At 71.5% G+C, this 12,108-nt stretch carries 11 protein-coding genes and 1 tRNA gene; 5 read left to right on the top strand and 7 right to left on the bottom strand.

All coding sequences use genetic code 11. From position 1 onward, the window contains the following. The first annotated feature begins 161 nt into the window (after positions 1–161). The 4 genes from BJ961_RS30805 to BJ961_RS30790 all read left to right on the top strand — a co-directional run bounded on the left by BJ961_RS30805 (position 162) and on the right by BJ961_RS30790 (position 4,940). The gene (locus tag BJ961_RS30805) at positions 162–1,154 is read left to right on the top strand and encodes a carbohydrate ABC transporter permease (protein ID WP_271416049.1); all 993 of its coding nucleotides are present in this window, start codon (positions 162–164) and stop codon (positions 1,152–1,154) included. Between the two features lie 14 nt (positions 1,155–1,168). Further along, complete coding sequence (locus BJ961_RS30800; RefSeq protein ID WP_271416048.1) at positions 1,169–2,086, top strand: carbohydrate ABC transporter permease; 918 nt, start codon at positions 1,169–1,171, stop codon at positions 2,084–2,086. A gap of 189 nt (positions 2,087–2,275) precedes the next feature. Beyond that, positions 2,276–3,733, top strand: coding sequence for a GH1 family beta-glucosidase (locus BJ961_RS30795; RefSeq protein WP_271416047.1), 1,458 nt, complete (start codon positions 2,276–2,278; stop codon positions 3,731–3,733). Between the two features lie 151 nt (positions 3,734–3,884). Then, on the top strand, positions 3,885–4,940 hold the full coding sequence (locus tag BJ961_RS30790; protein ID WP_271416046.1) for a LacI family DNA-binding transcriptional regulator: 1,056 nt from the start codon (positions 3,885–3,887) through the stop codon (positions 4,938–4,940). A gap of 104 nt (positions 4,941–5,044) precedes the next feature. Here the strand turns inward: BJ961_RS30790 and BJ961_RS30785 are convergent. From BJ961_RS30785 to BJ961_RS30770, 4 genes are all read right to left on the bottom strand, one after another. Next, a tRNA-His gene (locus tag BJ961_RS30785) sits at positions 5,045–5,117 on the bottom strand. 122 nt (positions 5,118–5,239) lie between these two features. Beyond that, positions 5,240–5,842, bottom strand: a complete 603-nt coding sequence (orn, locus tag BJ961_RS30780) for an oligoribonuclease (RefSeq protein WP_271416045.1) — start codon at positions 5,840–5,842, stop codon at positions 5,240–5,242. 341 nt (positions 5,843–6,183) lie between these two features. Next, positions 6,184–7,380, bottom strand: coding sequence for a GlxA family transcriptional regulator (locus tag BJ961_RS30775; protein WP_271416044.1), 1,197 nt, complete (start codon positions 7,378–7,380; stop codon positions 6,184–6,186). Between the two features lie 386 nt (positions 7,381–7,766). Then, positions 7,767–8,063 carry a hypothetical protein gene (locus tag BJ961_RS30770; RefSeq protein WP_271416043.1) on the bottom strand — a complete coding sequence of 99 codons (297 nt, stop codon included), beginning with the start codon at positions 8,061–8,063 and terminating at the stop codon, positions 7,767–7,769. Positions 8,064–8,356: 293 nt separating this feature from the next. Here BJ961_RS30770 and BJ961_RS30765 point away from each other — a divergent pair, with 293 nt between their 5' ends. After that, a complete protein-coding gene (locus BJ961_RS30765) occupies positions 8,357–8,884 on the top strand; it encodes a universal stress protein (RefSeq protein ID WP_271416042.1) in 528 nt (175 codons plus the stop codon). 103 nt (positions 8,885–8,987) lie between these two features. On the opposite strand, the gene glmS is transcribed toward BJ961_RS30765, so the two are convergent. The 3 genes from glmS to BJ961_RS30750 form a co-directional block, all read right to left on the bottom strand. After that, on the bottom strand, positions 8,988–10,805 hold the full coding sequence (gene glmS, locus BJ961_RS30760; RefSeq protein WP_271416041.1) for a glutamine--fructose-6-phosphate transaminase (isomerizing): 1,818 nt from the start codon (positions 10,803–10,805) through the stop codon (positions 8,988–8,990). Positions 10,806–10,838: 33 nt separating this feature from the next. Beyond that, on the bottom strand, positions 10,839–11,096 hold the full coding sequence (locus BJ961_RS30755; protein WP_003976012.1) for a hypothetical protein: 258 nt from the start codon (positions 11,094–11,096) through the stop codon (positions 10,839–10,841). Positions 11,097–11,184: 88 nt separating this feature from the next. Further along, positions 11,185–12,084: a DUF4429 domain-containing protein gene (locus tag BJ961_RS30750; RefSeq protein WP_271416040.1), complete on the bottom strand. Its 900-nt coding sequence runs from the start codon at positions 12,082–12,084 to the stop codon at positions 11,185–11,187. Positions 12,085–12,108 lie beyond the last annotated feature (24 nt).

Below are 12,108 nucleotides of genomic sequence, written 5' to 3'. Positions count from 1 at the left end.
CCCGGCGCGGGGGTCCCGCGCCACACGCACCTCGGGCCGCCGCGCGGGCCACTCGACATCGTGCCGATCCGCGCAGGGAGGGAACGGCGGGACGGGCGTCCGGCCCGGCCGCCCGCCTCCCGCCCCTACCCGGCCAGACCTCCCAGGGAAGGACTCCCTCCGTGGCAACGACAACCCCCGTACGGGGTGCCCACAAGCCGCCCGCCGGCGGCTCGGGCGCCGCGTCCAAGACACCCAGTCCGTGGCGAACGCGGCTGTGGCGCCTCGACGACAAGGCGTCGCCGTACGCGTACATCGCCCCCTTCTTCCTCATCTTCGGTGCGTTCGGGCTCTACCCGCTCCTCTACACCGGCTGGATCGCCCTGCACCGGGTGGAGATGACGAGCCTCGACCAGTCCGAGTGGGTCGGCTGGGAGAACTTCGCCAAGATCCTCCAGGACTCCGAGTTCTGGACGGCCGTCTCCAACACCTTCATCATCGGTGTCATCTCGACCGTGCCGCAGCTGCTGGTCGCGCTGGGACTGGCCCACCTGCTCAACTACAAGCTGCGCGCCAGCACCTTCTGGCGCACGGTGATCCTCACCCCGTACGCCACCTCGGTGGCGACCGCGGCGCTCGTCTTCGCCCTGGTCTTCCGGGCCGACGGCGGCATCCTCAACTGGGTGCTGAGCTTCGTCGGCATCGAGAACGTCGACTGGGGCAGCGGCGAGTGGACGTCCAAGATCGCGATCTCGGTCATGGTGATCTGGCGCTGGACCGGCTACAACGCCCTGATCTACCTGGCGGCCATGCAGGCGGTGCCGAGCGACCTGTACGAGGCGGCCTCGATCGACGGCGCCTCGCGCTGGCAGCAGTTCCGCAAGGTGACCATCCCCTCGCTCCGGCCGACGATCCTGTTCACCATCGTCATCTCGACGATCGGTTCCATGCAGCTGTTCGGTGAGCCGCTGCTGCTGGAGGGCGGCACGCTCGGCTCCGTCGGCGGCAGCGAGCACCAGTACGAGACGCTCAGCATCTACCTCTACAACTACGGCTGGAAGCTCGGGCACCTCGGTCCGGCCGCGGCCGTGGCCTGGGCCATGCTCGTCCTGCTGCTGCTCATCGCCCTGATCAACTGGATCGTCAGCCGGTTCGTGCGCAAGAGCGCGGCCTGACGGGAGCGACTTAGATGACCACGACAAGTCCCACCAAGACAGTGCCGGACATGACTCCGACCGTGCTCAGCTCCCCCGAGCGCAGGGGCCCCCGCCTCAAGCTCGGTGCCGGCCAGCAGCTCAAGGGCGGCCCGTTCACCTACGTCGCCCTGATCGTCGTCGGCCTGGGGTCCCTCTTCCCCCTGTACTGGACGCTGGTGGCCGCCTCGCACGACCAGCAGCGGGTGCTCGACACCCCGCCGCCGTTCATTCCGGGCGGCAGGCTGTGGACCAACCTGGAGGCGGCCTGGGAACAGGCCAACCTCGGCAAGGCCATCGTCAACAGCCTCATCGTGTCCAGCTGCATCACCCTCGCCACGCTGTTCTTCTGCACCCTGGCGGGCTACGCCTTCGCCAAGATGCGCTTCCGCGGCCGCGGCGTGCTGATGACCGCGGTCATCGCCACGCTGACGATCCCGCCGCAGCTCAGCGTCGTGCCGCTGTTCATGATGATGTCCGACATCGGCTGGGGCGGACAGCTGGAGTCGGTGATCTTCCCGACCCTGGTCGGCGCCTTCGGCGTGTTCTTCATGCGCCAGTACCTGATCGAGGCCCTGCCCTACGAACTCATCGAGGCGGGCCGGGTCGACGGGGCGAGCAACTTCCGCATCGTGTGGAGCATCGTCCTGCCCGTGGCGCGGCCCGCGATGATGGTGCTCGGCATGCTCACCTTCGTCCAGGCCTGGAACGACTTCTTCTGGCCCTTCCTCGCCCTGACCCAGGAGAACCCGACCCTCCAGGTCGCACTCGGCCAGCTCAGCGCCTCCTACACCCCCGACCAGAGCATCGTCATGGCCGGAGCGCTGATCAGCACCCTGCCGCTGCTGCTGGTCTTCGTGATCTTCGGCAAGCAGATCGTCGGAGGCATCATGGCGGGCGCCGTCAAGGGCTGACCCGGCCGCCAGGTCCGGCTCCGGCCGTCACGTCCGGCTCCGGCCGTCACCGGCAGGGCCCGCCTCGCGCGCGGGCCCTGCCGGTGACGGTGCCCGGGGTGCGCCGTCCGCCGCCCCGGGCCACCGCCGTCCCACCCCGCCGGACCCTCCGTCCGGCCCTTCCCCACGTCCTTTGGGAGCGTTCTCACCATGACCGCCGTACGACCCGAGACCACTGCCCGCCCGGCCTTCGACACCTCGTTCCCGACGGGCTTCGTCTGGGGCACCGCCACCGCCGCCTACCAGGTGGAGGGCGCCGCCGCCGAGGACGGCCGCACGCCGTCCATCTGGGACACCTTCAGCCACACCCCCGGCAAGGTGCGCAACGGCGACACCGGTGACATCGCCGCCGACCACTACCACCGGTACCGCGACGACGTGGCCCTGATGAAGGACCTCGGCCTCAAGGCGTACCGTTTCTCCGTCTCCTGGTCCCGCGTCCAGCCGACCGGTCGGGGGCCCGCCGTGGAGCGCGGTCTGGACTTCTACCGCCGGCTGGTCGACGAGCTCCTCGAAGCCGGCATCACCCCGGTCGCCACCCTCTACCACTGGGACCTGCCCCAGGAGTTGGAGGACGCCGGCGGCTGGCCGCACCGCGACACCGCCGACCGGTTCGCCGAGTACGCCGACATCATGGGCCGCGCCCTCGGCGACCGGGTCGGCGTGTGGACCACCCTCAACGAGCCGTGGTGCAGCGCCTTCCTGGGCTACGGCTCCGGTGTCCACGCCCCCGGCCGCACCGACCCGGCCGCCACGCTGCGCGCCGCCCACCACCTCAACCTGGCCCACGGCAAGGGGATCGGCGCGCTCCGCGCGGTGCTGCCGGCGACCGCGCAGACCTCCATCACCCTCAACCTCCACCAGGTGCGCCCCCGCACCGACAGCCCCGAGGACGCCGACGCGGCCCGCCGGATCGACGCGGTCGGCAACCGGATCTTCACCGGTCCGATCCTGGACGGCGCCTACCCCGAGGACCTGCTCGCCGACACCGGGCACCTCGTGGACTGGAACACGCTGGTGCGCGACGGCGACCTGGCGGAGATCTCCCGCCCCGTCGACGTGCTCGGCGTCAACTACTACGCGCCGACCGTGGTCTCGCTGCCCGCCGACGGTTCCGGCAGCACCGGCGACGACGGCCACGGAGCGAGCGACCACTCCCCGTGGACGGGCTCCGACGACGTCGCCTTCCACCTCGCCAACGACAACCTCACGGCGATGAACTGGGCCATCGACGCCGACGGGCTGCACACCCTGCTCACCGACCTGGCGAAGTCCCACCCGGGCCTGCCGCTGATGGTCACCGAGAACGGTGCCGCCTTCGACGACTACGTCTCCCCGGAGGGCCTGGTGAACGACCCGCAGCGGATCGCCTACCTGCACTCCCACCTGGACGCCGTGCGCCGGGCGATCGCCGACGGCGCGGACGTGCGCGGCTACTTCCTGTGGTCGCTGCTGGACAACTTCGAGTGGTCGTACGGCTATTCGAAGCGGTTCGGCGCCGTCTACGTCGACTACTCCACCCAGCGCCGCATCCCCAAGGCCAGCGCCCACTGGTACGCCGACGTGGTCCGGCACAACGCGCTGCCGGCCGCCGACGGCACGCGGTAGGACCTCCCCGGGGTCCGTCCGCCCCGCCCGCCGCACCGCCGTTCTCCTTCCGCCGCCGTGCCGCCTGGCTCCTGCGGGCGGCGGCGCGGGGCGGACCCGCCCGTGGCTGTTACATTCCTGACCAGACAGCTGCGAGGGGAAGGCGGCGACCATGGTGGTCAGCGGTGGGCGGGGCCGAGGCGCCGGGCGTCCGACCCTGGAGGAGGTCGCCGCCCGCGCGGGGGTCGGCCGCGGTACGGTCTCCCGCGTGATCAACGGCTCCCCCCGGGTGAGCGACGCGACCCGGGCGGCCGTCGAGGCGGCGGTCGCGGAACTCGGCTACGTCCCGAACACGGCGGCCCGCGCGCTGGCGGCCAACCGCACGGACGCGATCGCGCTGGTGGTGCCCGAGCCGGAGACCCGGTTCTTCGCCGAGCCGTACTTCTCGGACATGCTGAAGGGCGTCGGCGCCGAGCTGTCCGACACCGAGATGCAGCTCCTGTTGATATTCGCGGGCAGTGACCGGGAGCGGGAGCGGCTCGCCCAGTACCTGGCGGCGCACCGGGTGGACGGCGTCCTGCTGGTCTCCGTGCACGCCGACGATCCGCTGCCCGACCTGCTGAGCGAGCTGGAGATCCCCGCGGTGATCAGCGGCCCGCGTTCGGCGGCGGAGCCGCTCGCCTCGGTGGACTCCGACAACTACGGCGGTGCCCGCTCGGCCGTCGAGCACCTGCTGGGCCGGGGGCGCCGCCGGGTGGCCCACATCACCGGCCACCTCGACGTCTACGGCGCCCAGCGACGCGTCGACGGCTACCGCGAGGCGCTGCGCGACGCCGGTCAGGAACCGGACGAGGGCCTGATCGAGGCGGGCGACTTCACCGAGGAGGGCGGGCACCGGGCGATGACGGAGCTGCTGCGCCGCCGCCCCGACCTGGACGCGGTCTTCGCCGCCTCGGACGTCACCGCGGCGGGTGCCCGCCAGGCCCTGCGCGAGGCGGGCCTGCGCATCCCGGACGACGTGGCGCTGGTCGGCTACGACGACTCGGCGATCGCCCGCCACCTCGATCCGCCGCTGACCAGTGTGCGGCAGCCCATCGAGGAGATGGGCCGCGCGATGATCGACCTCCTGCTGACCGAGATCGCCGAGCGCCGCCCGGCGTCCGCGCGGCGGCCGGTGCGGTACCAGGTGGTGCTGGCCACGGAGCTGGTGGAGCGCGCGTCGTCGTGAGGCCGGGGCCGGCGGCGCCGCGCACCCGGGGTCGCGGCCCCACCGGCGCATCCAACGCAATCAGCCGGTGACTCTCTCGCGAGAGTCACCGGCTGATTCCTCAGGGTGAGTGACGGGACTTGAACCCGCGGCATCCTGGACCACAACCAGGTGCTCTACCAGCTGAGCTACACCCACCAAGGCCGGTGCTCGAATCCCGCGTGGCGGGGTTTCCCGACCGGCTGAGAAAAAGTGTACAGGGTCCGAAGGGGTGCTCGCGCCCGGCTTTCCGGAGGCCGCAGCCCGGCGGGCCCGCGCCGCTAACCGGCGGATACGACGTGCTTGGCGGCGATCGCCTTGGCCGTGTCGGAGTCGGGGCCGGGCTGCGGGACGAAGACCGCCTCGCGGTAGTAGCGCAGTTCGGCGATGGACTCGCGGATGTCGGCGAGCGCGCGGTGGTTGCCGTTCTTCTCCGGGCTGTTGAAGTAGGCCCGCGGATACCAGCGGCGGGCCAGCTCCTTGATCGAGGAGACGTCGACGATCCGGTAGTGGAGGTAGTCCTCCAGCGTCGGCATGTCCCGCAGCAGGAAGCCGCGGTCGGTGCCGACGGAGTTGCCGCACAGGGGGGCCTTGCCGGGCTCCTTCACGTGCTCCCGCACGTACGCCAGGACCTGGGCCTCGGCGTCGGCGAGGGTCGTGCCGCCGTCCAGCTCGGCGAGCAGGCCGGACTTGGTGTGCATCTCGCGCACCACCTCCGGCATCGTCTCCAGGGCCCGGTCCGGCGGGCGGACGACGATGTCGACGCCCTCGCCGAGGATGTTCAGCTCGGAGTCGGTGACGAGGGCGGCAACCTCGATGAGCGCGTCGTCGGACAGCGAGAGGCCGGTCATCTCGCAGTCGATCCACACCATGCGATCGTTCATGCGGGCCACTTTACGGTGGGCGCGTGTTCCTCGGGCCCCCGGTGTCGGTGCGGGCGTCACGGGGGCTGCCGCCCCCGAACCCCCGCTTCGGCCCTGAACGGGCCTCGTTCTCAAGCGCCGGACGGGCTGGGATGCCCTTGCGCGGCGTCGGGCGTGAACGCCGGACGGGCTGGGATGCTCTTGCGCGGCGTCGGGCGTGAACGTCGGACGGGCTGGGATGCTCTTGCGCGGCGTCGGGCGTGAACGTCGGACGGGCTGGGATGCCCTTGCGCGGCGTCGGGCGTGAACGTCGGACGGGCTGGGATGCCCGTCCGACGTTTCGAGGCTCACGTCGCCTCACCTCACGGTGCGCTGCGCTGGCCCGGGACGCTGGCCGCGCCCGCCGGCATCGGGGGTGCCGTGCGGCGGGTCTGGAACGGGACCGCGTTCTCCGGGGGGAGAGCGGTCGGCGGGTCGGACGGGTGCAGGGGCCGGACGGCACCCGCGGTGGCGGCGTCCGGGTCCGGCTGTCGGTCGCCCTGGGGGCGGCGGGCCCGGTAGGCCCCCCGGTAGGCGGCCGGGGACGAACCCAGCTGACGGCGGAAGTGCCCGCGCAGCGCCACCGGTGAGCGGAAGCCGCAGCGGCCCGCGACCTCGTCCACCGAGTAGTCCGACGTCTCCAGCAGCCGCTGCGCCTGAAGGACCCGCTGGGTGATCAGCCACTGGAGCGGGGCGCTGCCCGTCAGCGAGCGGAAGCGGCGGTCGAAGGTGCGGCGGCTCATGTAGGCGCGCGCGGCCAGCGTCTCCACGTCGAACTGCTCGTGGAGGTGCTCCAGCGCCCAGGCGACGACCTCGGCCAGCGGGTCGGCGCCGATCTCCTCGGGTAAAGACCTGTCCAGGTAGCGCTCCTGGCCGCCGGTCCGGCGCGGGGGCACGACCAGGCGGCGGGCCAGCGCACCGGCCGCCTCGTTGCCGTGGTCCGTGCGCACGATGTGCAGGCACAGGTCGATCCCGGCGGCGGTGCCCGCGGACGTCAGCACGTCGCCGTCGTCCACGAACAGCTCGCGCGGGTCCACGTGCACCGACGGATAGCGCTTGGCCAGCGTCGGCGCGTACATCCAGTGCGTGGTGGCGGGGCGGCCGTCCAGCAGGCCCGCCGCCGCCAGTACGAAGGCGCCGGTGCACAGGCCGACGATGCGGGCACCCTCCTCGTGCGCCCGGCGCAGTGCGTCGAGCGCTTCCTCCGGCGGCGGCGAGGTGATCGACCGCCAGGCCGGCACGACGACCGTGCCGGCGCGCGAGATCGCCTCCAGGCCCTGCGGCGCGGTGAGTTCCAGGCCGCCCGTGGTGCGCAGCGGGCCCTCCTCGCCGGCGCACACCAGCAGCCGGTAGCGCGGCACCCCGGCGTCCTGGCGGTCGATCCCGAACACCGACAGCGGTATGGAACTCTCGAAGATGGGGCCGCCGCTGAACAGCAGCACCGCGACGATCTCCTTGCGGCGGCGCCCGGAGAGCTTCCGGGTCGCGGCTTCAGGCGCGGCAGCGGAGTCGTGGCTCATCCTGCTAAGCCCCCCTCGGTGGTCGCGGCACCCTCTACCCTTCGGGTCTGTCGCTCCAACACGTTTCCCCTCGGTCCTGCACGAGTCCCCCGCCGTAGACGGTCAAGATCGAATCTACTGTGTCCCGCCGTACCGGGGTGGCCGGTTCGGCATCCGGGACATTGTCGACATGGCAACTTGGCGTGAAGCAGTCGATCACGAAGCGTTGCACTCCGGGGCGCCGCAGGGAAGTGCGCCTTGTGTCAGTGGCCAATCCCCGTAGGGTGCGGAGGGTCCCCGAGACCCTTTTCGTGCAGGTGGAACGGGGGTTGGGGGGTGGCGGGGGGTGGTGTTGCGCCACCTGCGGAAGTTGGCTGAAAAGAAACGGAACGGTGCGCGGAAACCGGTCAGTCGACCGGTGTGTTTTCCCCACTGCGCCGTCCGCCTCCGCGCGTCCGCGGCCGGGCCGCGCTTCGCTCGGAACGCCGCAGCAGCAGACGGCACACGGCGGTGACGGCGGCCAGGCCGAGCGCCGTTCCGGCGGTGCCGGCGAACGAGGCGCCGTACCAGAGGAGCGCGACCGGGACGAGGAAGCAACTGAACGCCGCCCAGCGGACGAGGTCGCCGACGCCGGCCCGGGCGGGCGCGGCCGGACGGTCGGGTGGGCCGGACGTCGGCTCGGCGGGACGGTGCGGTCCGGACACGGGGGCTCCCTGGGGCTGGTGGCACGGGGATCAACGTCCGGGCGGCGCGTCGGTCACGACCGGTCACGGACAGTTGAATCCCGTGCAAAGCGCCTGTACAGAGCAGCAACCATTGCGTTACGGGCACCCTCTCGGGCATGCTCCGGGGAATCCCGCGGCGGACGTTCGCGGGATCTCAGCGAAGGAGGCGTGCCGCCGTACCCTTGGGGGTATGGGGTTGGGAAGACCATTCCTGGACACAGCTCTGCCGCTCACTGTTGGCCCCCATAGAGGATTAAAACGCCGAGACAGCCATGGCCGGTCACGAATTCTTCGAACCCGCGGACCGCAAGCGGCCCGTCGCCGAACCTACGGCGGCCGAGCCCCTGGCGGCCGAAGAGCCACGCCAGTCGTGCGACCCAGCCTTCAAGCACGGTGTCGTCGTCGGCTTCGACGGCTCCACCTCCAGCGAGCGCGCCCTCGCCTACGCCATCGGCATGGCCTCCCGGCTGGGTTCCGGCCTGGTCATCGTGCATGTCGCCAACCGGCTGCCCACCACCGTGTGGGCCGGCTGCGAACCCCCGGTCTTCGTCGACGTGCCCGACCACCGCACCGAGGTGCTCGGTCTGGAACTGGCGTGCGCGGACTACCTCGCGGAGGTGCCCTGGATCCTGGTCGAGCGCGGCGGCGACATCTGCCACGAACTGGAAGAGGTGGGGCGGGAGTACGAGGCGGACGCCATCGTCGTCGGTTCCACCCACGGCCTGGTGGGCCGCCTCTTCGGCTCGGTCGCCGGCCGGCTCGCCAAGCGGGCGAAGCGGCCCGTGGTGGTCATCCCCTGACGGGCCGACGGCCCCCCGCCCGTGCGACGACACGGGCGGGGGGCCGTTCCGGTCCTGAGGTGCCGCGGTCTCGCGGCCTCGCGGTCCTGCGGTCCGGTGGGGGCTACTCCACCGTGACCGACTTGGCGAGGTTGCGGGGCTTGTCGATGTCCCGGCCCAGGGCCAGCGCCGTGTGGTAGGCGAGGAGCTGGAGCGGGATGCCCATGAGGATCGGGTCCAGCTCGTCCTCGTTCTTCGGCACGACGATGGTGTGGTCGGCCTTCTCCTGCTCCCGGTGCGCGACGGCGAGGATCTGGCCGCTGCGGGCCTTGATCTCCTCCATGGCCGCGCGGTTCTTCTCCAGCAGGTCGTCGTCGGGCACGATCGCGACCGTCGGCAGGGCGGGCTCGATCAGGGCGAGCGGACCGTGCTTCAGCTCGGAGGCCGGGTAGGCCTCGGCGTGGATGTAGGAGACCTCCTTGAGCTTCAGGGAGGCCTCGCGGGCGACCGGGTAACCGCGGACACGGCCGATGAAGAGCATCGAGCGGGCGTCGGCGTACTGCGCGGCCAGCTTCTTGACGTCCTCCTCCTGCTCCAGCATCTCGGCGATCTGCGCGGGCAGCCTGCGCAGACCCTCGATGATCCGCTTGCCGTCGCGGACGGACAGGTCGCGGGTGCGGCCCAGGTGCAGGGCGAGCAGCGCGAAGGCGACGCAGGTGTTGGTGAAGCACTTGGTGGAGACGACGCAGACCTCGGGACCGGCGTGCACGTACATGCCGCCGTCGGCCTCGCGGGCGATCGCCGAGCCGACCACGTTGACGACGCCGAGGACGCGGGCGCCCTTGCGCTTCAGCTCCTGGACGGCGGCGAGGACGTCGTACGTCTCACCGGACTGGGAGACGGCGATGTACAGGGTGTCGGGGTCGACGACCGCGTTGCGGTAGCGGAACTCGGAGGCGGGCTCGGCGTCGGCGGGGATGCGGGCCAGCTCCTCGATCATCTGGGCGCCGATCTGGCCCGCGTGGTACGAGGTGCCGCAGCCGAGGATCTTCACGCGGCGCACGGCGCGCGCGTCGCGGGCGTCCAGGTTGAGGCCGCCGAGGTGCACGGTGGAGAAGCGGTCGTCGATCCGGCCGCGCAGCACGCGGTCCACGGCCTCGGCCTGCTCGTGGATCTCCTTGTGCATGTAGGTGTCGTGGCCGCCCATGTCGTAGGAGGCGGCCTCCCACTCGACGGTGGTGGGCTCGGACGTGGTGCGGGTGCCCTCGGTGGTGTAGGTGCGGAAGTCGTCGGCCTTGAGGGTGGCCATCTCGCCGTCGTCGAGCGTGACTATCTGCCGGGTGTGGGCGACCAGCGCGGCGATGTCCGAGGCGACGAACATCTCCTTCTCGCCGATGCCGAGGACGACCGGCGAGCCGTTGCGGGCGACGACGATGCGCTCGGGGAAGTCGGCGTGCATCACGGCGATGCCGTACGTGCCCTCGATGACCCGGAGGGTCTCGCGGACCTTGTCCTCCAGCTTGACGGCCTCGGAGCGGGCGATGAGGTGGACGAGGACCTCGGTGTCGGTCTCGGAGAGGAACTCGACGCCGTCCGCCTCCAGTTTGCGGCGCAGGTCGGCGGCGTTGTCGATGATGCCGTTGTGGACGACGGCGACCTTGTGGTCGGCCGACATGTGCGGGTGGGCGTTCACGTCGGAGGGGGCGCCGTGGGTGGCCCAGCGGGTGTGGGCGATGCCGGTGGTGCCCTTGAAGCGCGCCGGGACCTTGGCCTCCAGGTCGCGCACCCGGCCCTTGGCCTTGACCATCCTGAGGCCGGCCGCCTTCGGGGAGGTGACGACGATGCCCGCCGAGTCGTAGCCGCGGTACTCCAGGCGCTGGAGCCCTTCCAGGAGCAGGGGCGCGACGTCACGCTTGCCGATGTATCCGACGATTCCGCACATGTATACGTATCCCTCGTGTCCCTCTCGGCCTGCTCAGCCGTAGACGATGCGGCGCAGCTGGCGGAGCGACAGCTCCGGCGGCGCGACCGCCCGGTATTTCAGTTCCGCCTCGATCCGCTCGAAGATCGTCGCGTTCACCAGGCCCTGCGCCTGGAGCTCGCGGTGGCGGCGACGGACGTACTCCTCGGTCGTCTCGTCGAAGTAGGCGAGCACGTCCTGGACCACGCGCAGCGCCTCGCCCCGGCTCAGCGGGGTGGACCGCGTCAGATGATCAACGAGTTCGTCGTGCACCCGGTAGATCCTGGGGTAAGGGAGACGCTTGTGCAAGAATCCTGCCCGATATCGGGCAGGCGTGGCGGTTCCTGTGCTGCTCCCGGGTCTACATCCGCTTCAGTACGGCCTGCTTCGCCAGGGTGAACTCCTCGTCCGTCAGCACTCCGGACCGGTGCAGCTCACCCAGTTCCCGCAGCCGGCGCAGCAGCGCGTCGTGGTCGTCCTCGGCGGCGGGCGCGGGCGCCGGGGCAGGGGCCGGGGCAGGGATCTCCTCGGCGGGGCCGGCGTCCTCCAGGGCCGCACGGGCTGCCGGGTGCGGGAGCCTGGCCTGCACGGCCGCGGCCACCAGGGCCATCAGCGGGTCCCGCTTGAAACCCCACAGCTCCACGGCGTTGGGGTCGTACTTCGGCGGCACCTTGCTCGGCGCCGCCCGCACGGTGAAGCGGAGGTGGCCGTTCTCCAGGCCGACCGTCGGCTGCCACTCCACGGCGACGATGTCGGCCAGGGGCAGGGTGCGCGGACCGGCGGCCGACTTGGCGTCCTCCGCCTGCCACTTCCACTCCAGCCGCACCCGCTCCCCGTCGAAGCTCGCGACCCCGTCCCCGGCCGACACCGACAGCGGCACCGAGGGCCCCGGCAGCAGGTACGCGTCCACCGGGCCGGAGGGGACCTGGTCGAGGAGCAGCGCGTTGCGCACCTCGTCCACGAAGTACTCGGCGACCCCGTACCGGTCGGACTCCACCAGGAGCTGGTACGGGTCGTGCGGCTCGGTCAGCCGGCCGCCCGACGCGTGCAGCAGGGGATCGGCCCCGTCGCGCAGGCGCAGCCGCAGCCGGCCCGACTTCTTGCCCTGCTCGAACGATATGCCCGCCAACGCGGCCAGCGGCACGAGCAGTTCACCCAGTTCCCTGCGGAGCAGACCGACGTTCTTGTCCCGTCCTGGTGTCAGCCGCAGGGCGTCGCCGTCGAAGACCCACGTTCCGTCCTTCTGGATGATTTCCGCCATGCGGCGATTGTTCCACCGCTTCCG

The organism is Streptomyces lienomycini, from assembly GCF_027947595.1.
GTDB lineage: Bacteria > Actinomycetota > Actinomycetes > Streptomycetales > Streptomycetaceae > Streptomyces > Streptomyces lienomycini.
The sequence above is the reverse complement of the archived record's forward strand: the minus strand, read 5'-3'. Positions and strand labels throughout refer to the sequence as shown.

Excerpts from the sequence above, each read along its gene's own strand:
- BJ961_RS30765 (WP_271416042.1), top strand. The coding sequence starts at position 8,357 with ATGGCCGGTCACGAATTCTTCGAACCCGCGGACCGCAAGCGGCCCGTC.
- orn (WP_271416045.1), bottom strand. The coding sequence starts at position 5,842 with ATGAACGATCGCATGGTGTGGATCGACTGCGAGATGACCGGCCTCTCG.
- BJ961_RS30795 (WP_271416047.1), top strand. The coding sequence starts at position 2,276 with ATGACCGCCGTACGACCCGAGACCACTGCCCGCCCGGCCTTCGACACC.
- BJ961_RS30790 (WP_271416046.1), top strand. The coding sequence starts at position 3,885 with ATGGTGGTCAGCGGTGGGCGGGGCCGAGGCGCCGGGCGTCCGACCCTG.
- BJ961_RS30775 (WP_271416044.1), bottom strand. The coding sequence starts at position 7,380 with ATGAGCCACGACTCCGCTGCCGCGCCTGAAGCCGCGACCCGGAAGCTC.
- BJ961_RS30750 (WP_271416040.1), bottom strand. The coding sequence starts at position 12,084 with ATGGCGGAAATCATCCAGAAGGACGGAACGTGGGTCTTCGACGGCGAC.
- glmS (WP_271416041.1), bottom strand. The coding sequence starts at position 10,805 with ATGTGCGGAATCGTCGGATACATCGGCAAGCGTGACGTCGCGCCCCTG.
- BJ961_RS30800 (WP_271416048.1), top strand. The coding sequence starts at position 1,169 with ATGACCACGACAAGTCCCACCAAGACAGTGCCGGACATGACTCCGACC.